This window comes from Leisingera aquaemixtae (genome assembly GCF_006740765.1).
Taxonomy (GTDB): domain Bacteria; phylum Pseudomonadota; class Alphaproteobacteria; order Rhodobacterales; family Rhodobacteraceae; genus Leisingera; species Leisingera aquaemixtae.
Genome location: NZ_CP041164.1, coordinates 57,925 through 82,029 on the forward strand (window position 1 = coordinate 57,925; position 24,105 = coordinate 82,029).

Annotated in this window: 21 protein-coding genes; 10 read left to right on the top strand and 11 right to left on the bottom strand. The window is 65.0% G+C overall.

The features are described 5' to 3' along the window. Nucleotides 1-46: 46 nt before the first annotated feature. The 6 genes from modC to R2C4_RS20950 all read right to left on the bottom strand — a co-directional run bounded on the left by modC (nucleotide 47) and on the right by R2C4_RS20950 (nucleotide 6,825). Nucleotides 47-1,132 carry a molybdenum ABC transporter ATP-binding protein gene (gene modC / locus R2C4_RS20925; RefSeq protein WP_141892238.1) on the bottom strand — a complete coding sequence of 362 codons (1,086 nt, stop codon included), beginning with the start codon at nucleotides 1,130-1,132 and terminating at the stop codon, nucleotides 47-49. Next, a complete protein-coding gene (modB, locus tag R2C4_RS20930; RefSeq protein ID WP_141892239.1) occupies nucleotides 1,132-1,836 on the bottom strand; it encodes a molybdate ABC transporter permease subunit in 705 nt (234 codons plus the stop codon). Before modB ends, modC begins: the two co-directional genes overlap by 1 nt. Further along, nucleotides 1,833-2,546, bottom strand: coding sequence for a molybdate ABC transporter substrate-binding protein (gene modA / locus R2C4_RS20935; protein WP_141892240.1), 714 nt, complete (start codon nucleotides 2,544-2,546; stop codon nucleotides 1,833-1,835). The genes modB and modA overlap by 4 nt, the downstream gene beginning before the upstream one ends. A 195-nt stretch (nucleotides 2,547-2,741) precedes the next feature. After that, the gene (locus R2C4_RS20940; RefSeq protein ID WP_008558442.1) at nucleotides 2,742-3,305 is read right to left on the bottom strand and encodes a chemotaxis protein CheD; all 564 of its coding nucleotides are present in this window, start codon (nucleotides 3,303-3,305) and stop codon (nucleotides 2,742-2,744) included. Nucleotides 3,306-3,331: 26 nt separating this feature from the next. After that, a complete protein-coding gene (locus R2C4_RS20945; protein WP_167510302.1) occupies nucleotides 3,332-4,276 on the bottom strand; it encodes a CheB methylesterase domain-containing protein in 945 nt (314 codons plus the stop codon). A 167-nt stretch (nucleotides 4,277-4,443) separates the two neighbouring features. Continuing rightward, a complete protein-coding gene (locus R2C4_RS20950) occupies nucleotides 4,444-6,825 on the bottom strand; it encodes a methyl-accepting chemotaxis protein (protein ID WP_141892242.1) in 2,382 nt (793 codons plus the stop codon). 425 nt (nucleotides 6,826-7,250) lie between these two features. Between R2C4_RS20950 and R2C4_RS20955 the strand changes: the two genes are divergently transcribed. From R2C4_RS20955 to R2C4_RS20990, 8 genes are all read left to right on the top strand, one after another. Continuing rightward, nucleotides 7,251-7,538: an STAS domain-containing protein gene (locus tag R2C4_RS20955; protein ID WP_058284656.1), complete on the top strand. Its 288-nt coding sequence runs from the start codon at nucleotides 7,251-7,253 to the stop codon at nucleotides 7,536-7,538. Further along, entirely contained in the window at nucleotides 7,535-7,909 is a 375-nt protein-coding gene (locus R2C4_RS20960; RefSeq protein ID WP_058284657.1) for a response regulator, read from the top strand. The genes R2C4_RS20955 and R2C4_RS20960 overlap by 4 nt, the downstream gene beginning before the upstream one ends. A gap of 1 nt (nucleotide 7,910) precedes the next feature. Then, on the top strand, nucleotides 7,911-10,070 hold the full coding sequence (locus tag R2C4_RS20965) for a chemotaxis protein CheA (RefSeq protein ID WP_141892243.1): 2,160 nt from the start codon (nucleotides 7,911-7,913) through the stop codon (nucleotides 10,068-10,070). After that, on the top strand, nucleotides 10,060-10,542 hold the full coding sequence (locus tag R2C4_RS20970; RefSeq protein ID WP_058284659.1) for a chemotaxis protein CheW: 483 nt from the start codon (nucleotides 10,060-10,062) through the stop codon (nucleotides 10,540-10,542). The genes R2C4_RS20965 and R2C4_RS20970 overlap by 11 nt, the downstream gene beginning before the upstream one ends. Further along, nucleotides 10,539-11,402 carry a CheR family methyltransferase gene (locus R2C4_RS20975; protein ID WP_058284660.1) on the top strand — a complete coding sequence of 288 codons (864 nt, stop codon included), beginning with the start codon at nucleotides 10,539-10,541 and terminating at the stop codon, nucleotides 11,400-11,402. The genes R2C4_RS20970 and R2C4_RS20975 overlap by 4 nt, the downstream gene beginning before the upstream one ends. A gap of 33 nt (nucleotides 11,403-11,435) precedes the next feature. Continuing rightward, entirely contained in the window at nucleotides 11,436-11,822 is a 387-nt protein-coding gene (locus R2C4_RS20980) for a response regulator (RefSeq protein ID WP_008558444.1), read from the top strand. A gap of 2 nt (nucleotides 11,823-11,824) precedes the next feature. Beyond that, nucleotides 11,825-12,151: a hypothetical protein gene (locus tag R2C4_RS20985; protein ID WP_058284662.1), complete on the top strand. Its 327-nt coding sequence runs from the start codon at nucleotides 11,825-11,827 to the stop codon at nucleotides 12,149-12,151. Nucleotides 12,152-12,277: 126 nt separating this feature from the next. Next, on the top strand, nucleotides 12,278-13,777 hold the full coding sequence (locus R2C4_RS20990; protein WP_141892244.1) for a caspase family protein: 1,500 nt from the start codon (nucleotides 12,278-12,280) through the stop codon (nucleotides 13,775-13,777). Nucleotides 13,778-13,872: 95 nt separating this feature from the next. Here the strand turns inward: R2C4_RS20990 and R2C4_RS20995 are convergent, their stop codons facing one another. Further along, on the bottom strand, nucleotides 13,873-14,715 hold the full coding sequence (locus tag R2C4_RS20995) for a M15 family metallopeptidase (RefSeq protein WP_058284664.1): 843 nt from the start codon (nucleotides 14,713-14,715) through the stop codon (nucleotides 13,873-13,875). Between the two features lie 231 nt (nucleotides 14,716-14,946). Between R2C4_RS20995 and R2C4_RS21000 the strand changes: the two genes are divergently transcribed. Beyond that, entirely contained in the window at nucleotides 14,947-15,474 is a 528-nt protein-coding gene (locus tag R2C4_RS21000) for an OmpA family protein (RefSeq protein ID WP_244940841.1), read from the top strand. Nucleotides 15,475-15,518: 44 nt separating this feature from the next. After that, nucleotides 15,519-17,684, top strand: a complete 2,166-nt coding sequence (locus R2C4_RS21005) for a serine/threonine protein kinase (RefSeq protein ID WP_141892246.1) — start codon at nucleotides 15,519-15,521, stop codon at nucleotides 17,682-17,684. 36 nt (nucleotides 17,685-17,720) lie between these two features. Here the strand turns inward: R2C4_RS21005 and R2C4_RS21010 are convergent, their stop codons facing one another. Genes R2C4_RS21010 through tssL form a run of 4 tightly spaced genes read right to left on the bottom strand, consistent with a single transcriptional unit; the run spans nucleotide 17,721 to nucleotide 24,092 of the window. Continuing rightward, nucleotides 17,721-18,443: a PP2C family protein-serine/threonine phosphatase gene (locus R2C4_RS21010; RefSeq protein ID WP_167510305.1), complete on the bottom strand. Its 723-nt coding sequence runs from the start codon at nucleotides 18,441-18,443 to the stop codon at nucleotides 17,721-17,723. Beyond that, complete coding sequence (gene tagF, locus R2C4_RS21015; protein WP_141892248.1) at nucleotides 18,443-19,117, bottom strand: type VI secretion system-associated protein TagF; 675 nt, start codon at nucleotides 19,115-19,117, stop codon at nucleotides 18,443-18,445. The genes R2C4_RS21010 and tagF overlap by 1 nt, the downstream gene beginning before the upstream one ends. Continuing rightward, the gene (gene tssM / locus R2C4_RS21020) at nucleotides 19,117-22,689 is read right to left on the bottom strand and encodes a type VI secretion system membrane subunit TssM (protein ID WP_141892249.1); all 3,573 of its coding nucleotides are present in this window, start codon (nucleotides 22,687-22,689) and stop codon (nucleotides 19,117-19,119) included. Before tssM ends, tagF begins: the two co-directional genes overlap by 1 nt. Then, the gene (tssL, locus tag R2C4_RS21025) at nucleotides 22,686-24,092 is read right to left on the bottom strand and encodes a type VI secretion system protein TssL, long form (RefSeq protein WP_141892250.1); all 1,407 of its coding nucleotides are present in this window, start codon (nucleotides 24,090-24,092) and stop codon (nucleotides 22,686-22,688) included. Before tssL ends, tssM begins: the two co-directional genes overlap by 4 nt. Nucleotides 24,093-24,105 lie beyond the last annotated feature (13 nt).

The following is a 24,105-nucleotide window of genomic DNA, read 5'->3' on the forward strand; positions in this document are numbered from 1 at the left end:
TTACCTGAAGGATTGTTGCGGAATTTTTGAAAGCAGGCGGGGACGCCTAGCCGCCGCTGCCGATATCCTCCGGCGCGATCGAGACGGTTTTGACCACTGCAAAGCAATTTGCCCCCGGTTCCAGCCCCAGCGCCTGCGCCGAGCGCCGGGTGACCCGGGCCAGCACCCGCCCGGCCGGCGTCCGCAGCGAGACCATGGCGCCCGGGCCGCCGCCGGTGCGGACATTCTCAACCGTGCCCGGAAGGATGTTGAGCGCTGACAGGCCTTCGGGGCGCTGTCGCGACAGGATCACCTCATGCGCCGAGATCCGCACCCGCACCTGGCTGCCTGGAGCCCTGGTAATTTGCGGCAGGAACAGCGGCACGCCGCCCGCCTCCAGCTCCGTCAGCCCGTCCTCGTGGTGGCGGGTCACTCGTGCTTCCAGCAGGGCGCCGGCGGCGCGCACGCCCGCGGGCAGGACCGCCGGATCGCCCAGCACCTCAGCCGCGCTGCCTTGGCGCTGCACCTTGCCGTCCTGCAGTACCACAACCGTGGTCGCCAGCCGGGCCACTTCAGCGGCGGAATGGCTGACATAGAGCATCGGGATGCCGATCTCGTCCCTGAGCCGCTCGAAATAGGGCAGGATCTCCGCCTTGCGCGCTTCATCCAGCGCCGACAGCGGCTCATCCGCCAGGATCATCCGCGGCGCCGACAGCAGGGCCCGGCCAATCGCCACCCGCTGTTTCTCCCCGCCTGACAGCCGCCCGGGCCGCCGCTGGAGCAGGGAACCGATGCCCAGCAGCTCCACCACCCGGTCCAGGCTCTCCCGCTTGGCGCTGCGTGGCGCAAACCATTGCCCGAACAGCAGGTTCTGCCGCACGGTCAGATGCGGAAACAGCCGCCCCTCCTGAAATACATAGCCCATGCGGCGCTTGTGCGGCGGCAGCCAATGCCGCTGCGAGGTGTCAAACAGCACCTCTCCATTCAGCGTCACCCGCCCCTGATCGGGCCGCAGCAGGCCGGCAACCGCCTGGATCACCGTGGTCTTGCCGGTGCCGGACCGCCCGAACAGCACGGTGACGCCGGGCGGCGCCTCGAACTGCACATCCAGCCCGAACCCCGGCAGCGCATGTTGCAGCGAGACCGTCAGCATCAGCGCCCCCCGGTCCGCTCAGCCGCGCGGCGTGCCAGTAGTTCGGAGAACAGCAGCGCGCTGAGGGCGATGGCGATTGACACCAGCGTCAGCCGCAATGCTGCCGCCTCCCCGCCCGGCACCTGCAGAAACGTGTAGATCGCCGAGGGCAGCGTCTGCGTCTGCCCCGGGATGCTTGAGACAAAGGTAATGGTCGCGCCGAATTCCCCCATCGCCTTGGCAAAGCCCAGCACGGTGCCGGCAATCAGCCCCGGCAGGATCATCGGCAGGGTGACGGTGGCAAAGCACAGCACCCGCGAAGCGCCCAGGGTTGCGGCGGCCTGTTCCAGCTTCGGATCCACAGCCTCCACCGACAGCCGGATCGCCCGCACCATCAGCGGAAAGGCCATGATGGCCGCGGCCAGTGCCGCGCCGGTCCAGCGGAAGGCAAAGACTATGCCGATTTGCTGCAGCGCACCGCCGACCGGCCCCTTGGTGCCGAACACCGTCAGCAAAAGGTAGCCGGTCACCACCGGCGGCAGGATCAGCGGCAGGTGCACCAGGCTGTTGACGATCTGCTTGCCGGGAAACCGCCAGCGCGCCAGCGCATAGGCCACAAAGACAGCCAGCGGCAGCGCCGCCAGCGTCGCCCAAAGAGAGACCCGCAGCGACAGCATCACCGCCTGCCATTCCTGCGGCCCCAGCCATGCCGTCTCAGCGCTCACTCCGCCAGCACCCCGAAACCGTGGCGCAGGAAGATGTCCCGCGCTTCGGGGCTGCGCAGATACTCCAGAAAAACCTTGGCTTCTGCGGCGTTACCGCCTGCGACGGCAGCCGCCGGATAGACGATCCGCGGGTGGCTTGCCTCCGGAAACACCGCGATCACCGAGACCTTGCTGTCCGCGCGGGCATCGGTCGCGTAGACCACGCCCATTGGCGCCTCGCCCGAGGCCACCAGCGCCAGCGCTGCGCGCACATTGGCGGCCTGCGCCACCTTGGGCGCGACGGCGGTCCACTGCCCCAATGCCATAAGGGCGGCCTTGCCGTAGATGCCCGCAGGCACCGCATCGGTCAGCGCCATGGCCAGCCGGCCCTCGCCCAGCAGCCCGCCCAGATCCGCGGCTGACAGGTCCAGCGGTGCGGCGCCGTTCCCGTGCGCGATCAGCACCAGGCGGTTGGTCAGCAAGTCCAGGCGCGAGGCCGGATCCACAAGCCCCTCCTGCTGCAAAACATCCATCCAGCCGGAATTGGCGGAGAGGAACACATCCGCCGGCGCGCCCAGCTGGATCTGCCGCGCCAGCGCCGGGGAGCCGGCATAGGAAATGGTGACTGTCCGCGCGGTTGCAGACTGATAGGCGGCGGCGGCCTCATCCAGCGCTGTTTTGGTGCTGGCGGCGGCGAAGACCGTGATCTGCGCCTGCGCCATCGCTGCCATGCCGCATATCAGCAGGACAGCCGCTGCCAGGACCCGCCGTAGGCCCGGCAAGATCTGAGACAGCGAAAATGAGGCCCGGTTTCTTCTCATAGCCCCTAAGGAACTACCGCTGCCGGCCAGCGCGGGCAAACGGTATTTGCCTCCGCCCGGTGCACACCGGGCGGCGCAGTCTTCTGCCTTTGCAGGGCTGGCCGGTCAGAACAGGGTGACAGCGCCCGGGCCGCCTGCCGCCGGTGCCGGTGCCGGAGCCGGGCGCGTTGCGGCACGCTGCTCCATTTCGCCGAGCTTGCGGTCGTCCTGGACATGGGTCTGCTGGGCCGCGCCGGAACAGGCGTGGAACCGCACCCTGCGGGCGGATGTGCCGCCAACGCTGGAGGAGATGCACGGGATGCCCTCATCGCGCAGGAACCGCTGCACGAAGTCGGCATTGGACGCGCCGATATCCGACAGGTTTGCCGACATCTTGGCGCCGCCGAAGACTTTGGCCTTCAGGTTGGACCGCACGGCGCCCTTCTTCATGATTCCGTTGATCAGCAGCTCCATCGCGTGGATGCCGTACCGGGCGTTGGCCGCGCCGCCCTGGCGGGCATTCGCCAGCAGGAAATGGTTCATTCCGCCCACACCGTTCTCCGGATCGTAGATACACGCCGCGATGCACGAGCCAAGCACCGTGGAGAACACGATTTTCGGATCGGTGGTCACCCGGTATTCCCCCTGAAGAACCGTTACAGATTTCGAGTTGGCGAAAACAGTGGTCAAGGCTTTGGTTCCTTCCTGCGGTATGTTCAGGCTTTGCTGGCCTGGAGTAGTGTGCTGGCCATCCGGGCCAGCGGCACCTGCTGCTGCGCGGCGCCGATATCCCAGGCCACTCTGGGCATTCCGTAAACGACCGAGGACTTTTCATCCTGGGCAAAGGTCTTGGCGCCGGCCTTGCGCAGGTCCAGCAGCCCCCGGGCGCCGTCCTGGCCCATGCCGGTCAGAATGGTGGCAACAACGTCCTTTCCATATGGCACGGCAGAGGTGAACAGAGCGTCAACAGACGGCGTGTGGCCGGAAATATCCGGCCCTTCCTTCATCCGCAGCTGCAGCGGCTTGCGGTTGCTCAGCCCCATGTGGCGGCGCTGACCGGCGGCGATGTAGACATAGCCCGGCTCCAGCGCCATGCCGTCCTCGGCCGCCCGCACCCGCGCCGGACAGATCCGGTCCAGCAGCGACACCAGGCCGGACCCGAAATTCTTGCCGGTGTGCTGCACGATCAGGGTTGGCGGGCAGTCGAACGGGAAGCCGACCAGAATGCTGCGCAGGGCTTCCACCCCGCCGGTCGAAGACCCGATCAGGATCAGCTTGCGGCTGCCGCCCGCAGCCGCTGCAGGACCGCTTGCCGTGGCGCGCGCCGCCGTCCGGGGGCTGCGGCGCGGTGCGTTGACCATCATGTCGAAATACTGGGCGAACTGGCTGGGGTGATCCGCCTTCGTCAGTTCGAAGATACCCGCTCCGACGTCCAGCAGCGGTGAGGATTTCCGCGCCGGGGTCGCGCCCTGGGTGTCCATGACCGAGACCCAGCGCGTGTCGATCGCCGAAAACAGCGCCATCATCATCTCGAATTCCGGCAGCTTGGTGAACCCGTCTTCCACAAAGGCAAAAACCGGCTGCGCCGCTTCTGCCTGATTGTAGGCCATCATCAGGTTGTTCGCCAAATACACCCGCATGCCCGGGTAAGCGGATTCCATGTAGCTCTGCAGGGTTCGGGCAAAGCTGCGGTCAGTGGTAATGATCAATAAGTTTTTCGAAGACAATGGGTTCCCCAGTTAATTTGCGGTGCCATCCGAATTTCCGGCACAGGTTGCCATGGCCTGAAGGCGCCGCTGCCCTGGCAGCGGCGCCTCCGGTGAGTCGCTTAGAAGTCCTGCCAGAGATCGCGGGCGGCATTGCCGCTGGCGGCCGCAGGTACCGCGGCAGGCGCGGCGCTGGCCTCAATCTCCCAGTCATCGCTGCCGTGCGCCGAAGGCGCAGGCTGGGCCGCCGCCCGAGCGGGAGCAGCCGGGGCCGCTGCAGCGGCAGGACGGGCTGCAGGGCTGACGCCTGCGACCCGGAAATGCGCGACCAGCTCGGCCAGTTTGGTCGCGTCGGTGTTCAGCATGTGGCCGGCCGCTGTGGCCTCTTCCACCATGGCTGCGTTCTGCTGGGTCACCTGGTCCAGCTGGGTGACGCCGGTGTTGATCTCGTTGAGGCCGGTCGACTGTTCTGCAGCACCCTCGGCGATGCCGGAGACCAGCTGCGAGATATGGGTGACCCGTTCGACGATGCTTTGCAGCGCCTCGCCGGCCTTGCCGACCAGATCCACTCCGCGCTCAACCTGTTTGGAGCTGTCGCCGATCAGGGTCTTGATCTCCATCGCCGCATCGGAGGAGCGCTGCGCCAGCGCCCGCACTTCGCTTGCGACCACGGCAAAGCCCTTGCCGGCCTCGCCCGCCCGTGCCGCCTCGACGCCTGCGTTCAGGGCCAGAAGGTTGGTCTGGAAGGCGATGTCGTCGATCACAGAGATGATCTGGCTGATGTGGTTCGAGCTCTGCTCGATCTCGGTCATGGCCGACACCGCGCTCTGCACCACTTCGCGGTTGTTCTCCGCTTCGGTCCGCGCCTCTGCCATGGTGGCCTCAACGCTGCGGGCGCCTTCGGCGGCGGATTTCACCGACGCGGTCAGCTCATCCAGCGCCGCGGCGGTTTCTTCCAAAGTGGCCGCCTGGCTCTCGGTGCGGTGCGAAAGGTCATCGGACGCCTGGCTGATTTCGGCGGCGCCGTTGCGGATACTGCCGGAGGCGTCGATCACCTGCTGAACGGTGCCGCTCAGATTGGTGACCGTGCTGTTGAAGTTCTTCCGCAGCTGTTCGTATTCCTGCGGGAACGGGCCCTTGATCTCACGCGAGAAATCACCATCCGCAAGCTGCATCAGGCCGGTGCTCAGACTTTCGACCACTTCCTGCTGCTGGCGCTGCATCTCGGCGCGCTCCTCTTCCGCGGCGCGGGCCAGCTTCAAGTCGTCCTGCATCGAGACCAGCGTTTTGCCGATCTTGCCGATTTCGTCGGAGCGGCCGGCCGCTGCGACCTCTGTGTCCAGATCACCGGAGGAGACAGCCTCCATGTCCGCACAGATCCGGTCGATCGGCTTGGTGATGGAGCGGGCGAACAGCCAGCCGAAGAGCGACATGCCGCCGGCGCAGATCAGCGAGGCCATCAGCAGCATGTTGCGCTTTTTGACCGCGGGCGCCATAAGCTCGGCCCAGTCCTGCTCGGCGATGATCGCCCAGTCCGCAAAGGCCAGCGGCAGCGGTTCCGAATAGGCCAGCACGGAATGTCCGTTGAGGCCGGGAACGCCGCTCTGCACATGCGACTTGCCGTCAAAGGCTTCCACCACCTGCTTGGTCGGCGGCAGCGGCGAGAGCACATCAAATCCGCCTTCGAACCGTGATTTGGTCCGGGCCTGCATGTCGGACCCCACCAGATAGACCTGGGTGGTGTCGCCCATGCCCTGCTCGTTGTTGATGATGGCCCCCAGCATGTCTACGGGGATCTGCACCGCCAGCACGCCGACCGTGAGATTGGCATCATTGACAACCGGAGCGGCGGCAAAGGCCGCTGCTGCGCCTGCACTGGGTGCGTAGGGCTCCATATCGGCAAAGAACACCTCGCTGCGGCTGCCTTCGAGCGCTTCCCGATAGACTTTGCCAAGCCCGGAATCCTTGAACGGCCCGGACATCATATTGGTGCCGAAATCGTTTTCCTTGAACACCGAATAAACAATGTCGCCCGCCAGGTTGATCAGAAAGGCATCATAATAGCCCTTGCTGTCGATCAGCATCTTGTAAGCCGGGTGAAAGCTTTCGTGGTGCATGTGGTAGGGCGAGTCGCCCTCCGCCCGCGCCAGCAGGTGCCTCTCTCCGGCCGGATGGGGGTTGGCATCGATATAGGCCTGGCGCAGCACCTGGCCGGGATTTCCCTCCAGGTCGTTCCAAGTCATTGTCAGCCATTCGATGGCGGTTGCCGTCGACGGCACCGAGGCCAGCGTCTGCACATCCGCGTGAATTCCGTCCAGCAGGGTTTGAACCGACAACTTGCGGTCCGCCACCATGGAGCTGAGCTGGTCCTGGGCATTGAGTTCTGCGCTGCGCTGGAAACTGACCGTGCTGATAGTGACGAGAATCGCCGTCACAAGCATACCGAACCCAACAACAAACAGTGGCAGTTTATGTGCCAGCTTGAGCGATTTAAGCGCTTTCATTCCGTCCTCCTAAGAGCATCGCGGTCTAGGCCACCGCATATGATGATGCTGCTCAGGATGGCGCGGATACGTTAATTTGCGGCTTACGGAAGGGAAGCGTGACACCTGTCAACAGCAAAAAAGCCCCGGATTCCGCAGCGCATCAGCGTCACTCGGTAAAGGCCGGGTAAACATACAGCTGCCGGCTGTGCGCAGGCCGCCGCGCACAGCCGAAGGCGCGCGGGCGCAGCGGCCGGGTGATTCTCCGGCCCCGGCCGGCCACTGATAAAAATTGACGGGAATTTCCCAGCTGAATTGCGGGTCCTCTCCTTATGAATCCCTCTCCGAGCGCACGCGGCGGCAATCAAATGTTAAGGCCCCGCACCTATCAATTGCTCCATCGAACTCGAACTGATCGCCGACAACGGGGGTGCGAATCGCCGAAAATGACCACGGAAACGCAAAAGCACATTCTGGATCTGCCGAATGCCTTCGCGGAGCTGGATCCTCTGATCGCCTTCCTGCAAGGGGCCCGCTCCCGGGCGGTCGAAATTGACTGCAGCAGCGTCGCTCTGATGCCTTCGCGCTGCCTGCAGGTTCTGCTTGGAGCAGAACAGCAGTGGCGGTCCGAGGGGGTAGGCTTCTCAGTCACCAACATCACCGAATCCTGCCGCAAGTCCCTGACCCTTCTGGGGCTGGAGCCCAACCGTTTTGAAGACGAGGAAACAGCATGAAGACCAAAGTTCTGGCAATCGACGATTCCCGCACGATCCGGAATCTTCTGGCCGCAACCCTGGAAGAGGCCGGTTTTGAATACCACTGTGCGGTTGACGGCCGCGAAGGCGTGGACATGTATCCCGACGTCGATCCCGACGTCGTGATCACCGACATCAACATGCCCAACCTCGACGGCTTCGGCGTGATCGAGGAGCTGCGCGGCGAAGGCATCAACTCCAAGGTGCCGATCCTGGTGCTGACCACCGAGAGCGCGCCTGAGCTGAAGGCCCGTGCCCGCGGCGCCGGCGCCACCGGCTGGATCACCAAACCGTTTGACGATGCCTCGCTGATCTTCGCGCTCAAGCGTGTGACCGGAGCCGCGGCCTAAGATGTCGGGCTCGATTCAGGACACCTTCTTTGAGGAGTGCGAAGAGCTCCTCGAAGCAACGGATGAGGGGCTGACCGCTATCGAAGGAGGCGATCACAACCCCGAGGTTGTCAATGCGATCTTCCGCGCCGTGCACTCTATCAAGGGCGGCGCCGGAGCCTTTGGCCTGGATGACCTGGTGGCGTTTGCCCACCGGTTCGAGACCGTGTTTGACGAAGTGCGCTCCAACCGGCTGGAGCTGGACGAAAAGCTGGTTCAGCTGCTGCTGCGCTCCAGCGACCACCTGTCGGCGCTGGTCGAGGCTGCCCGCGACGGCGGCCAGATCGACGAGGCGCACCACGACACCCTGCTGGCGGCGCTGGACGAATACACTCCCGATGAGGAGGAGGACCTCACCTTCGAGCCGATGGGCCTTGGCGGCCCGGCGCCGATGATGGACCTTGGCGATCTGGGTGCCGCTCCGGCAGCACCGCAGGAGGAAACCTACCGGATCCGCTTCCAGCCGCTGAAGGAAATGTACGGCACCGGCAACGAGCCGTTCTTCCTGTTCCAGGCGCTCAGGGACATGGGTGATCTGACCGTGGCGCTCGACGAGAACGAGCTGCCCGGGTTCGACACCATGGACATGGACGAAAGCTACCTGGCGTGGGACCTGGTCCTGGTGACCAAGGAACCGCGATCGGTGGTCGAGGCGGTCTTTGAGTTTGTCGAAGGACTGTGCGAGCTGTCGATTGCCGGGGATGGCGATGCCGAAGCGGAGGCAAATGCCCTGGCGGCCCTGGATGCGATGTTCACCGCCCCGCCTGCCGCCGGCAGCGCAGACGGCGAGGCAGCTGCCGCCCCTTTTGAACCGCCGGTCCCCGCACCTGAACCCGAAGCCAAGCCGGCAGCTGCCGAAGAAAAGGCATCGGCCCCGAAAGCCGAGAGCGGCAAGCAGGAGCAGCGCGGCGGTCCCAAGCCGACGCTTCGCGTCGAGCTCGAGCGGGTGGACCGGCTGATCAATGCTGTCGGGGAGCTTATCATCAACCATTCGATGCTGGCGCAGCAGATCGCCAACCTCAACGTCTCCGACACGCGGGACGTCGAGACGGAGCTGGAAGGCTTCAAGAATCTGGCCCGCGACATCCAGGAAGGGGTGATGGCCATCCGTGCGCAGCCGGTCAAGCCGCTGTTCCAGCGCATGGCCCGCATCGTGCGCGAAGCGTCGGCTGCCACCGGCAAGACCTGCAAACTGGTCACCGAGGGCGAAAATACCGAAGTCGACAAGACAGTCATCGAACGGCTGTCCGACCCGCTGACGCACATTCTGCGCAACGCGGTCGACCATGGCGTGGAAAAGCCCGAGGACCGGACCGCGGCCGGCAAGCAGACCACCGGCGAAATCCGCCTGTCTGCCTCGCACCGCTCCGGCAGCGTTTGCATCGAGATCAGGGACGACGGCGCCGGTGTGAACCGTCCGCGGGTCAAACAGATCGCGATCGAGAAGGGGCTGATCCCGGAAAACGCCGAGCTGACCGACGGCGAGATTGACAACCTGCTGTTCGCACCGGGTTTCTCAACGGCCAAGGAGATCTCCAACCTCTCCGGCCGCGGGGTTGGCATGGACGTGGTGAAGAATGCGGTGACCGGCCTCGGCGGGCGCATCAACATCTCCTCCGCCCCGGGCAAAGGGTCCACATTCACCATCATTCTTCCGCTGACACTGGCGGTGATGGACGGCATGGTGGTGTCGGTTGCCGATCAAACCATGGTGGTGCCGATCACGTCGATCGTCGAAACCATGCGCGGCAGCGACGACATGATCAACAGCCTCGGCGCCGACGGCACCCTGCTGTCGATCCGCGGCAACTTCGTGCCGATCTGCGATGTTGCCCGCGCGCTGGGTCTCTATCGCGAAAGCGACCGGCAGGCCGGCGTCTACCTGCTGGTGGAGACCGAAACCGGCCAGCGCTGCGCCTTGGCAGTGGATGACATCCACGATCAGCGCCAGGTGGTGATCAAAAGCCTCGACGGCGTCTGCGGGGAAATTCCCGGCGTCGCCGCTGCAACCATCCTGGGCGATGGCAAAATCGCCATGATCCTGGACCCTGAAAGCATCATTGCGGCTTCGCCCACGGCAGCCGCCTTTGACACCGAGCGGAGATTGAGCAATGCAAGCTGAAGTGAAGCAAAACGATCAGGAAGTGAAGCACGCTGAACACAGCGAGTTCGTCAGCTTCACCGTGGCAGGCCAGGCCTTTTGCCTGAAGATCACCCAGATCCGCGAGATCCGGCGCTGGTCGCCGGTGACCATCCTGCCGCATGCGCCGGCCGATGTGCTGGGGGTGATGAACCTGCGCGGCGCAGTGATCCCGATCTATGACCTGTCAGCCCGCTTTGGCCTGCAGCAGACCGAAGCCAGCGAGCGCAATGTGGTTATCGTGGTTTCGGTGCATGGCAAACCGGTCGGGCTGCTGGCGGAATCGGTCTCGGAAATCATCTCGATCAACCCGGATGATATCCAGGACACCCCGCCGGTCGACAGCCGCAACACGATGGAATACATCCAGGGCATCATCTCGCATGATGACACCATGGTGCGCATCATCAATCTGGATGCGGTGATCTCAGCTCCGGAGCAGGTGATGCCGTGAGCGCAGAAGGTTCCATCACTCCCGCAGCTGAAAGCTTTACGCTCTCGGACCAGGAGTTCGAAGCCATCGCGCAGTTTGCGCACAAGCACTTCGGCCTGGCCCTGGCGGCAAGCAAGAAGCCGCTGGTGTCCTCGCGGCTGGCGCGCAAGCTGCGCCAGCGCAATTTCACCAGCTTCAAGGAATATCTGGCTTGCCTGGACGGCCCCAGTTCCGAACAGGAGCGCAGCGGCCTGCTGTCGCTGCTGACCACCAACGTGACCCATTTCTTCCGGGAGCCGCACCATTTCGAAACCCTGCGCAACGATGTGCTGCCGCCGCTGATCGAACAGGCGCGGCGCGGCGGCCGGGTGCGGCTGTGGTCGGCGGGCTGCTCCAACGGGCAGGAACCCTATTCGATTGCGATGACCGTTCTGGATCTGTGCCCGGACGCGGCCAAGCTGGATTTCAAGATCCTGGGCACCGATATCGACCCGGTTGTGGTGCGGCACGCCAAGGCGGCGAAATACCCCGAGGACGAACTGGCCCAGATTGACGCGAAATACCGCAAGCTGGTGCCGGCCCGGGACGCCGAGGGGCGGCTGCCGGACAGTCTGCGCAAGCTGATCACCTTCGGGGTGCTGAACCTGATCGAGCCGTTTCCGTTCCGCGGCAGGTTCGACGCCATCTTTTGCCGCAATGTGGCAATCTATTTCGACAACCCGACTCAGCAGAAGGTGTGGCAGGCCTTCCAGAATGCCCTGAACCCGGGCGGCTATCTCTTCATCGGGCACTCAGAGCGCATGTCCGGCCCGGCAGCGCAGCACCTGAAGACGGCCGGGATCACAACCTATGTCAACTCACCCGCTGGCAGGACTTCCTGACCACGGCTGCAAGCAGAGCAGAAGGAAAGAAAAATGAGCTTGAAAGACTCTCTCCGCGTTATGGTCGTTGACGATATGTCAACCAGCCGGGGGATCATCACACAAAGCCTGGATGAGATCGGCATCAAGAACTACATGGTCGAAAACTCCGGCCAGGGCGCCTACCAGAAACTGATCCAGACACCGGTTCACATGGTGCTGTCCGACTACAACATGCCGGGCATGGACGGTTTGGGTCTGCTGAAGGCCCTGCGCAGCCACCAGGTCACACAGCGGGTCGGGTTCATTCTGGTCACCGGCAAGCCGACGCCGGAGATGATCCAGGTCGGCAAGCAGATCGGCCTGAACAACATTGTCCGCAAGCCGTTCACGGTCGCCACGATGAAGCAGGCCATCGAACAGGTCGTCGGGCGGCTGTAACCATGGAGCGTCCCGGCAAAGCCCTGAGCGAACTTTGCGCCGCCTCGGCGTGGGAAATGGAGCAGCTGCGCAGTCAGATGCAGGCGCTGGAAGACGTCGTGCTGGACGTGCTGGAACGGGGCACGCCCCCGACCAGCCAGGAACTGCGCTCTTTGCAGGACTTTGATCTGGTGATCCAGACCCTGGCCGGGCTCTCCGGTTTCTACAAGCGCGTGCAGGCGCAAGTTGATGAGTCCGGCCCTGCCGATCTGCCGGCCGCAGCGGCAGGGGTCACTCTCGAAAAACTGCGCGACCGGCTGCGCTCTGCCAGCAGCTTGGCAGACACCTGAACGCCCCGGCTCCGCCCAGACCCGGGCGGAGCTGCGCTGCAGACCCGCGGCCGCGAATTTCCTTTTTCATTGCGGCCGCCGCAGACTACATTGGGCCTAGCTGAAACAGCCAGCCCGGGTGTCCGTATGTCTTTGCTTTTCAAACCGTTGATTTTCACCGCCTGCCTGCTGATGGCGGCAGGGGCGCAGGCTGCAAGCGACCGCATCGCCCTGGTCATCGGCGTGGCTGACTACCAGTACCTGCCGCCGCTGGAAAACACCCGCAACGATGCCGCCGCGATGGCGGACACGCTGGAGGGCATCGGGTTTGACGTCAGCCTGGCGCTGGATCCGGGCACCGCGGAAATGGAGCTGCTGCTGCAGGATTTCGCCTTCCGCTCCGAAGTTGCCGATCTGGCGCTGGTCTATTTTGCAGGTCACGGGATCGAGGTTCAGGGCGAGAATTTCCTGATCCCGGCAGACGCCAAGGTGGCCGGCAACCGGGATGTGCAGCGCCAGTCGCTTTCGCTGAAACAGCTGCTGGCGGCCGTGGACCGGGCCCGCAAGATGCGCATCGTGATCCTCGACAGCTGCCGCGACAACCCGCTGGGCGACTCGATTGCGCTGGAGCAAGGCGGCACCCAGGCCGCTGAAAACGCTGCCGCCACCCGCGGCGGCGGCGGCATGGCGCCGGCCGATCCGGACCGCGGCACGCTGGTGGCCTTTGCCGCCAAGGACGGCCAGGTGGCGCTGGACGGCAGCGGCAGCAACTCGCCTTATGCCACGGCGCTGATGGAGAAGATGGTGCAGCCGGGGCTGGAGATCAGCCTGATGTTCCGCCAAGTGCGCGACCGGGTTCTGGAGACCACCGGCAACCTGCAGGAACCCTATACCTACGGCTCGCTGACGGGCGTGCCGTTCTATCTGGCCGGCCCGGGCGCAAATGACGCCCCGGTTTCCGTGGCCGATGCCTCTGCCGCCTGGGCCGCGCTGAAACCCGACCAGGAGGAGCAGCTGCTGGCGCTGGCCGACCTCGGCGATACCCGGTCGATGCTGGGACTGGCCTATATCCGGCTGAACCCGAATGAGGGCCGGTTTGACCCCAAGGCGGCCGTGGATTTCCTGCAGCGGGCTGCGGACGCGGGCTCCCCGGAAGCGCAGTTTGAGCTGGCAAAGCTGTATGAGCGCGGCACCGGCGTCGACGCCGATCCGGCCAGGGCATTGGAGCTGTATCAGGCGGCGGCGGCCCAGGATTTTGCCGATGCGATCAACGATCTTGGCTTTTTGCATTACCAGGGCGGGCTTGGCCTGCGCGCCAACCCGAAGAAAGCGCTGACGTTCTTTGAGCGCGCTGCCGACCTGCGCCATCCGCAGGCCCAGTTCAATTTCGCCGCCCTGATCGATGACGGGCTGATCCCGTCAAAAGGCCCCGAGGATTCAGCCCATTACCTGTATGCGGCGCTGCGCAGCGGCAGTTCTGATGTGCTCAACCTGCTGAGCGAACGCCCCAAGATGTTCACCGCAGAGACCCGGCGCGCGCTGCAGCGAAAGCTGAAAGACAACAATTTCTATGCAGGCGCGATCGACGGCAATTTCGGGCCGGGCACCCAAAGGGGGATCCGCCAGGCCTACGGGCTGGAAGGGTAAGCGTCTGGGTTCCCGCGGATGCATCCGCTTCATGGATTGTTCGCCCTTTTGCGCATCTCGTTCCTGAACAGGCCCTTGGGCAGACAAGCCGACGGTTACAGCTGCCCTTCGGCCAGCCATTGATCCAGCTGGCGGCGGCTGATTTCGAAATGCATGCTGTCCTCGCGGCGGAACCCCGCGCCCCAGACCCAGCCCTGGTCGTAAAAGAAATCCGCCATGATGGTCAACCCCAGCTGGGTCTTGCCATCAGTGAAATTATCCAGCTTGCCGTCGATGTTCAGGTCGACAGCCAGGCCATAGCTGTGGGTGGAGAGCGCGCTGAGCGTGCCGCGGATCCGGCGCACGCACAGCGCCCCGGCCGTGTTGATCCGGGCATAAAGGTCGGGGTCCGCCTGGCGGATGTTCTCGAACACAACCTTCAGGCTTTCGATGGCCGGGCGCAGCATGCTGACCCGGATCGGCCCGACCTGCTCTGTCACCAGCTTTTCCTTGAGGTCCGGGTTGGTCATCGGCTGGCAGGTGTCGTTCAGATCTTCCCGCGGGCGGCCCAGCTTTTCCGTCAGATAGCTGCCGCCCGTCACCTTCAGCCCGCGGTTCACGTTCAGCCGGTCGGCGATCAGCACCACCTGCGCATAATCGAGATCCGCGCCGCCGGTCTGGTTCCAGATCGCGGCCTCGCCGGCCGCATCATCGGTGAAAGGGGTTCCGGTGCCTGCCCCTCCCGCGGGCAGGCTGGCAAGCTCGTTCTGCAGGTCGGTCATCCGGGCCTGCAGATCCTCGACCTGCTGGCGCAGCATCTCGATCTCGATACGCGCGGTGGAATCCACCCCGCCGGCCCCCTGGTAATCTTCTTCGCTCAGCAGCCAGCTGAGCCCGAACCAGACAGCCGGAGCCAGCACCAGGCCAATGGCGATTATGACGGCTGGCAGAACCCGCATATACCCTCCCGGTTCACCTGCGCCCATTTCAATCTTTCAGTGCGCGGCAAGTAAACCCCCTGTTTACAACTTGCCGGAAACACCGTGTTTTTTTCCGCCGCTGGCCTTTGCCCGGCATTGGCAGGCAGCAGGTGCTGGTATAAGCTGCCAGCGAAGTTGTAACGGTAGGAAAGGGCGCTGAGCATGATCCCCCTGAAAGGAATTTTCGCAAGCGTTCTAGGCGCCGGTCTCATGTTCGCACCGCTGGCGCAGGCGCAGTCGAACGGCGGTGAACTGTCGGTTGAGGAAATCACCGAAGCCTTCAAAAAGCAGAAGACCCGCGGCCTGGTGATCGTGCCCAGCAGCACGGACCAGACCCAGGACACGGCGCAGGAAACCGCGACCGTGGCGGCCGCCGCCGAGGAATACAATCCGGTGGACCAGCAGGCCCAGATCAATGTCCAGATCTCCTTTGACTTTGACAGCGCGGCGCTGCGGGCGGACCAGGCGCCCAAGCTGGCCAATATGTGCGAGTCGATGAAACTGATGGACGGCACCGTGTTCCAGATCATCGGCCATACCGACAGCTCCGGCTCCGCTGCTTATAATGAGCGGCTGTCGCTGCTGCGCGCGCAGGAAGTGCGCCGCCACCTGATCAGCGCCTGCGGCGTGCCCGAGGATATGCTGAAGGCAATCGGCATGGGCGAGACCGCGCCTTTCAATCAGGACAACCCGCGTGCGGATGAAAACCGCCGCGTCGAATTCCAGGCCCTGGGCTAAGCCCGGCTTGGGCTCGCGGCGGACTGCAGGCCAGGGAGAACTCCATGCTTGAATCGCGCCCTGGCGACTTGTTCCAGCCGGGTGATCTGCTGAACAATACCTATCGGATCGAAGGATTGCTGGGGCGCGGCGGCACCTCGGATGTCTACAAGGCGCGCTCGGAAATCTCCGGCAACCTGGTGGCCCTGAAGGTGCTGAAGCAGGAGCTTGCAGCCAACGAGGACTTTACCGTCCTGATGGCGCGCGAGGAGAATATCCGCGAAATCCGCCATGCCGCGGTGGTGCGCTATTCGGAAAACCACCGCACGCCGGACGGCCATATCTACCTGTTGATGGATTACATCGACGGCCCCGGCCTCGACAAGCGGCTGAAACAGGGGCCGATGGCGGCCGAAGATCTGCTGGTGATCTGCCGCCGCGTGGCCGAAGGGCTGCAGGCGGCGCATGCCCGCAATATCGTCCACCGCGACCTGAGCCCGGACAACATCATCCTGCGGGGCGGCGACCCGGCAGAGGCGGTGATCATCGACTTTGGCATTGCCAAGGACACCAACCCGGGCGCCCAGACCATTGTCGGCAATGAATTTGCGGGCAAGTATTCCTATGCCGCGCCGGAGCAGATGAGCGGGCAGACCGACGCGCGCTCGGACATCTATTCGCTGGGCGCGCTGCTGCTTGCCAACTTCCGCGGCGCCGCGCCCAAACTCGGCGCCAACCCGATGGAAGTGGTTGAGAACAAGCAGAAACCGCTGGATACCAGCGGTGTGCCGGAACCCCTCAGGACGCTGATCGGCCGGATGTGCGCCCCGGACCCGGATGACCGGTTCCAAAGCGCGGGCGAGGTGCTGGCGTTTCTCGACAATCCCGACGGCGGCAGTCTGGCGGATGTGCTGGACGGACCCGCAGCCGAAGATGCCACCATCATCGTACCGCAAACCCGCCAGCCGGCGCCGCCTCCCCCGCCGGACCCGGCGCGCGCAACCGCACAGGGGAAAAAGAGTGGGCGCGGCGGCCTGTGGGCGGCACTGGCGGTTCTGCTGCTGCTCGGCGGCGGCGGCGCGGGGGCCTATTTCTCCGGCATGCTCGACAGCTTCATGGGTCCGTCTTATCCGGTTGTCCGCCCCTATTCGCTGATTGCGGAAAAACCGGCGGACGGGCCGGTGCAGATCGTCGGCAACGTGCCCTCGGAAGCCACCCGCGACGCCCTGCTGGCGCTGGCTGAGGACGCGGATCTGACCCTGGCCTCCGGCGCAATCGCCGAGACCTGGGGCGCCGATCTGCTGGACACGGTAAGGCCGCTTGAGGGCCTGCGCGAATGGCGGCTGGTGGTCAGCAACAACAAGGCCCGCCTGACCGGCACGACCAGCGACACCAACGTTGCCGAAATGCTGAACGAACGCTTCCGCAACGGCCTGCCCGGGGCGCTGGAAGGCAAAGCAGAAATCCGGTTCGAACTGCCGATGCTGCCGGTGGCAGAGGTCAAGGCGATCATGGACACCTTTGCTGATTGCGGCCCGCTGGTGCGCGACGGGAACGGCCATTATGACGGTTATGCGCCGGCCGACCCGATCCTGATCAGCGGCCGCGTCGCCAACACCGCCACCCGGCTGGAGCTGTTCGACGCGCTGCGCGCGCTGGCCCATGAGCGCCAGGTGGTGCTGGATGTCGAGGTGCTGAACGACTCTCTGTGTGTGGTGGAGCAGCACCTGCCCAAAGCCCCCTCCGGCGGTGCCGAAGTGGAATTCGCGGTGGGCGGCTCGACGGTGGAGCCCAACCCCTCCGGCCGGTTCTTTGTCGGGGAAAACCCGGTAATCGACGTGGTGCTGCCGGGGGATGTGACCGACGGCTACCTGACGGTGTCGGTCCTTGATGTCTCCGGCAACGTGTTTCACCTGCTGCCCAACATCGCGCGCCCGGACAATGCGGTGGCCAGCCTGCGCGGCGGGGCTGCGGGCGACGTGCCGGTGCGGGTGGCCTACAGCCTGGAGGAGTCCGCATCCGGCGGCGGCATCGCCTTTAAGGTGGATGACAGCACCCTGGGCAAAAGCAAGGTGCTGGTGCTGCATTCGTCGGAGCCGCTGTTTGACGGGATGCGCCCGACCTCGGAAAGCGCCGTCGGCTTTGCCGAAGCGCTGCAGGCCAGTTACGAGGCCGATTCCAGCCGCATCCGCTCGCTGGACAGCCGGGTTCTTGTCACCGCCAAACCCTGACCGGGCAGGCGGCCCCCTGCAAGGGCAGCGGCTTGGCTACAGGACATCAATCACGACGGCGGTGATGTTGTCCGCGCCGCCGCCGTCCAGCGCGATCTGGATCAGCCGGTCGCCAACCGTTTCCAGCGGCGTGCTGCCAAGAACATCCGCGAGGATCGCAAAAGTGGCGTATTTGGTCAGCCCGTCAGAGCAGATCAGGAAGCGGTCGCCGGGCACCGTGCCGCCGCGCACCTTGTCGATTTCCAGCGCCTCGCCGACCCCGACGGCCCGGGTGATCGCGTTGGATTGCGGATGCTGGTCGGCCTCGTCCCAAGTCATCTTGCCCGCCAGAACAAACTCCGCCACCGCCGAATGATCTTCGGTCAGCATCTCGATCCGGCCATTGCGCAGCCGGTAGATCCGGCTGTCCCCGGCCCAGAGGCCGACGAAATGCTGGTTCGCCATGATCAGCGCGGCAACGGTTGAGCCGATGGTGCCGCCGCCGCGGGAGGCGGCTTCGGCCCGGATGGCCTGGTGCGCGGTCTGGATCGCGTCCCGCAGCGAATGCATCCGCGCCGCCGGGTCCAGCCCCTGCGGGATCGTCGCAACCGCATCGGCAATCAGGCGGCTGGCGAAGTCGCCAGCCTGGTGTCCGCCCATGCCATCGGCCACCAGCCAGATGTCATGCTCCGGCAGCGCCAGAACGGCATCTTCGTTGATCTTGCGCTTCAGTCCCACGTGGGTCTGCGCGGTATAGCGGTATTTGCGCATCGGGTTCATCATGAGACCCCGGCCCCCTCCCAGACCGTCGCGCCCAGGTCAAACAGCCCGAGCGCCGCGGCGCCTTGCGGCAGACCGCTGCACGCCAGCGTTCGCGGCACCCCGTCCAGAACCGCGGTCCACAGGCTGCAATCCGCCAGCCGGGCGTCATCCGATGCGGCTGTCAGCCTCTCCGCGCCCTGGGCCCCGGCCAGAACCATCGTCATCCCCGCTGCGGCCTCGGCGCCAGCGGCCGGTGCCGCCGGCGCCGGTATCTCTGCGAGTGTCGCCGCCAGGCGGTCCTTGGTCATCGTGTCCTCCAATGCATCCAGCGCCACATCCTCCAGCCGTTCAAATAATGCGGCCTCGCCGAAATGGTACGGCCCCGCCGCCACTTGTCCCGGCACACCCGCACCCGCCATCAGCGTCAGCGGAAACCGGCGCCCCACGCGGTCGACCGATGGCATCATCACGCCCATCACCGCCCCCGCGCCGGCCAGTCCGGCAGGCAAGGTGAACCGCCAGATTGGCGCGGTCATGTAATGCGCGTCAAACCCGGCGCCATAAGCGGCCCTGCCGTCCAGCATGATCTGCTGCAGCCAGGCGTCCCACACCCGGACAAAACCGCCCGGCGTGTTCAGCCGGAAGAAATCCCCGGCTGACGGCATCTTACCGAAGGCCCCGAACCCCGCCATCACATCGACTTCGGGCAGCTGAACTTTGCCATCGCCGGCAGGGCGAAGGGGTTGATGACCGAGCCGGACTGCAGCTCAAACAGCGCCAGCCGGCCGCCCACGCGGAAGTTCACCCGCCGCCGGTCGGACACATTGGTGCGCCGCACCTCTGCCGCGTCCAGCAGCCGAAACCAGGCCCAGGGCCCGTCGCGCGACAGCACGTTCTCGGCATCGCGCTTTTGCGGCAGCAGCGTCAGCCGCGCCAGCCCGACCGAGCCGGGCCAGGTCACCGCCACCGGCGTCGGCGCGCCGGAACGGTGATTGTAAGCCACCTTGGTGCCGTCAATTTCCAGCAGCACCTCCTTGGCCTTGGGATCCAGCGCGTTGACGGTGATCTGGAAGTTCACCGCCGGCTGCGGCCCGTCCGCAAAAAACGCCTCCTTGATCTCGGCCGCATATTGCATCTGCTGCAGCACCGCCGGGCTGATGCCCAGGTCGACGTCATTGACGCGCTTCCAGGTCCAGGGCCGGCTGCGGGTATCGACGTATTTCATCAGATGCTCGTTGAAGAAACTGTCGATCATCCCCTCCGGCGCAAACAGTTTGGCAAAATCCGCCATTGCCACATCGGCCCGCGCCGAGCGGTTGAACGGATAGCGGTTCGCCAGCGCCTGTTCGCAGAACGGCAGCACCGCCGATTGCCAGCGCGCGTTGATCGAGGCGCGGGTGCCCTCGGACGTGATCCCCGATGAGCCCGCCGAGATTTGCGTTGCCCAGCGGGGCAGCGGCCCGCCCATGCGGCTGGCGGTCTGCTGGAACTGCAGCAGGGCCTGGCCGCTCTGGCCGCCGGCAGCCACGCCGGAGAAGGACATCTTGTTCAGCTCCTGATAGACCAGCTGCAGCTGCCCCATCAGGTCATCCAGCTGCGACGGCTGCCCCTCGGGCCGGTTGACCAGATCATAAAGCCACTGGAACCGCTCCTGCACATAGGCCCCCGGCGGCTTGGCTGTCTCTCCCGGCGCATTGGCGGCGGAATTGACCAGCGCCTCCAGCAGGATCTGCCCCTGGATCGACAGGTTCGACCGGGATTCAATCGCCGCAACCTGCTGCGCACCCGCTGCCAGAGAGCCCGCGTCCAGCACCGATTTGTCTTCGTTCAGCCGGGTTTCGTTGCTGACTTCGGTCAGGATGTTGACGATGGGAGAGGTCGGCCCGGACAGCACATTGGTGACTTCCACCGCATGGGACAGCGATTCCAGCGGGATGATGTCGATATCGCCCAGCATCTGGTCATAGCGGCTGATGTAGTCGTTGTAATAAAGGTCCAGCACATCGCGGCTGAGCTTCAGAAGAACCGCCTCATTCTGCGCTGCCTCGCTCTGCTCCCCCAGCACCCAGGCCTCGCGGTGGACGCGTTCGGCAACACTGACCGCCTCCGGCAGGAACACATTGTGGAAGCCGTCATAGGTGAAGATGCCTTCGATCCCATCATTCAGCGGCTTGCCGGAACTGCGCACCAGCACCCGCTTGACCGACGGCCCGCCGACATCGGTGATCCGCCATTTCGGCAGCGCGGTGGCCTGCTGCGAATTCAGGATGCCGTTATAGACCCGCTGCGCCAGCGGCATTTCCGACAGGATGTTCTGCGCCTGGGCGATCAGCGGGCCGTTGAGCGCAATCTCCTCCATCGGCTGCGACAGAAGCGCGGTCAGGTGATCCATCAGATCGGTGCGCAGCTGGGTGCGGGCAATGCCGGGGTAGGCAATGTTTTCCCAGTCCAGCCGCATCCATTCCTTGACCAGATCGGGGTTCATCGGCCCCTGCAGCCCCAGCATCAGGTAGATCTTCAGCGCCTCATAGAGCGTATCGGGGTTGTTCATGTTGCCCTCGATCTGCTGCTCCAGCCGCACCAGCAGCCGCGGCAGCAGCCGCTGGTTCAGCGCCGCACGATAGGTCTGTGCGGCCTGGGTGCCGATCACCTCGCCCTGGTACAGGCCATAGGTCATCGCGCGCTCGGGCTCCGGGTCCGACAGCACCGGATTGCCCGGCATGTCGCGCAGGTTGTTCAGCGCCGCCACCACCGGAACCAGGTCGGTGTCGCCCACCGGGCTGGGCGGCAGCTCTGCCGCTGCGGCCTGGTAGGCCGACACTTGACCCTCGGCCTGGGCGATCAGATCGGTGTTCTTGAGATAGGACCGCACCCACAGCGTGCCCATTGCGATAGCCACCAGCACGGTGGCCGCAATCGCAATCCGCCGGGTCCAGCGGTAGCGGCGTTCGACCTTGTCGTCGGCCGACACCAGCCCCGCCTCCGGGAACATCACACCCTCGAACAGCCGGGTCAGGAAGAAACTGCGCCCGGTGCCCTGCCCCGAACCAATCGCCTGCCGACCGATGCCGAAGGTCTGCGCCATGCCCAGCATCAGCCGGTCAATCGGTGTGCCTTCCTGGGTGCCGGAGGTGAAATAGACCCCGCGCAGCATCTGCCGCTGCGCATAGCGGCTGTCCTGAAACACCTCCATCAGGAAGTCGCGCGCCACCGCGCGCATTGACGCCACCTGCGACGGGAAGCCGGCAATCAGCGCCCGGCGCTGATGATCGGTCTCAGTCTGCATCTTCTCCAACAGCTGCGCGTTGATCTGCCCCAGCAGCAGGCCGAACTCCTGGTCAAACGCGGCAATCGGCGGCTCTTCCTTCTTGCCCTTGGGCAGCGGCAGGGTGAACCCCCAGACCTGCTCGCGGTCCTCCTTGCCCAAGGAGTCATGGAACTCCTGGAAGCCGGCAATCAGGTCTGCTTTGGTGAACAGCACATAGACCGGAAAGCGCACGCCCAGCTTCTCGCGCAGTTCCTCCAGGCGGTGGCGCACGGCAGCGGCGTGGCTTTTCTGGGTGATCTCATCCTGCAAGCTGAGGTCGGACAGCGAGATCGCGACGATGGCACCGTTGATCGGCTGCCGCTTGCGGTACTTTTTCAAGAGCCCCAGGAAGCCCAGCCAGGCCGCATTGTCGGCCTCCGCATCGCTTTCCTGCGTGGTATAGCGCCCGGCGGTGTCGATCAGCACTGCCTCATTGGTGAACCACCAGTCGCAATTGCGGGTGCCGCCAACGCCGCCAATGGCGGCCTTGCCCATCTTCTCGGCCAGCGGGAACTGCAGGCCGGAGTTCACGATCGCCGTGGTCTTGCCCGCACCCGGCGGGCCGATCATGATGTACCACGGCAGGTCATTCAGGTGGCGCCGCCCGCCCTTGGACTTGCGCAGCTCCTTCATCGCGTCCTTGAACTTGCCGCGCAGCTCGCCGATTTCCTCGGACAAGACATCATCTTCCGAGGTATCGGCCGCCTCGGCCATCTCCTCGGTCATCTCCTTATCCTTGCGGCGGCGGCGCCAGAAGATGAGGCCGATGATGAGGAAATACAGCAGGAAGATCACGCCGATGGCGATCAGCCGCGCCATCACCCCGTCAAACGGGCGCCAGTCGGCGCTGCCGATGAACGGCGCAAAGAACCACACGCAGGCCGACAGCACCGCGGCCAGGATCAGCAGGACGGTGTAGATCGACCGGAACAGGGGAATGATATAACGGCGGATCATCCTTGAACCTCCTGAACCAGCAGGATCTCGATCCTGCGGTTCTTGGCCCGCCCGGCGCGGGTGCTGTTGTCTGCAATCGGTTCCTTGTCGGCGCGGCCCTCGGCCGACAGCCGGTCCGGATCCGTCATGACCTTGGCCATGCCGGCCATCACCGATTTCGCCCGCGCCAGCGACAGCGCCATGTTGGACGGGAACCGCGAGGAACGGATCGGCACGTTGTCGGAATGCCCTGCCACGATGAGCTTGCCCTTTTCGTCATTCAGCGCCTCGGCCACCCGGTTCACCGGGTTGCGGAACGCCTTGCTCAGCTGATCCGAGCCGGAGCCGAACATGCCGGAGCCGGTCAGCCGGATGATGAGCGTATTGCCCTTCTGGAACACCTGCACGATGCCTTCCTTGATTTCCGGCTCCAAGAAGCCGGAGACCTTGGCGACCTGCTCTTCGGTGGTCGGGGCCAGCGGCGGCGGCGGGGGCGGCGGCGCGCGCCGTTCCAGCTGTGCCTTCGGACCGGCGTCGACAATCGACAGCTGCCCCACCACATTCTCGGTCTTGTTCGACAGCATCCAGCTGAGGCCGATGAACTGCAGCGCCAGCACCGCAGCGGTGGCCGCCAGGGTGATCCACACCAGCCGCCAGACCGACAGCGCTTTGAACGGCTTGACGATGCCTTCCCAATGCGGCGACAGATCGCGCTCGACGGGGCCGCGCTGGTTGCGGATGATCCGGGCCAGCGCGCCGCGGATCTGCAGATGCTTCTCGGAGCCGCCCTGCTCCACCCGCAGACGGCCCTCAAACCCCAGCGACAGGCACATATAGAGGAATTCGAGCATGTCGATATTGGCGCCCGGCTCCTTCTCCAGCCGCGCCAGCAGGTCATAGAACCGGTCGCCGCCCACCACCTCGCGGTGGAAGGTCGCGACCATCGACTGCAGTCCCCAGGAGGACTGCCCGCCCCAGGGCGTGTTCAGCACCACATCGTCCAGCGTCGCACACAGCGCATAGCGCGCGACCTTCACGGTCTGCGCCGGAATTCCTGCCTGCAGCGCGCGGTTTTCGAACGCGCGCACCTCCGCCACCACGCTTTTGCGCAGCGCGTCCGGGTCCATGTGCTGCGCCCGGTTGCGGATGCGGGAAATCAGCGCAAACAGGGTTGCGGCGCAGGCGGTCAGCTGGTTCATCCCCGTCAGCGCCATCTTCGGCGCCTTGGCCCCGCCCGCCGCAGCCTGCGGCCTCGGCGCTGCCGCCTGCGGCACGCCATAGGCATCCAGATCCGGATCCGCGGGCTGCGGCGGCGCCTCTGGCTGCTGCATCGGTGTGGCGCTGCGCCGCCCGCCCGGGTTCGGCTTGATCACCGTCTTGTCGGTATCCCCCGGTTCGGCAAAGGGATCGTCATAATCAGCCATCTCAGCGCCTTCC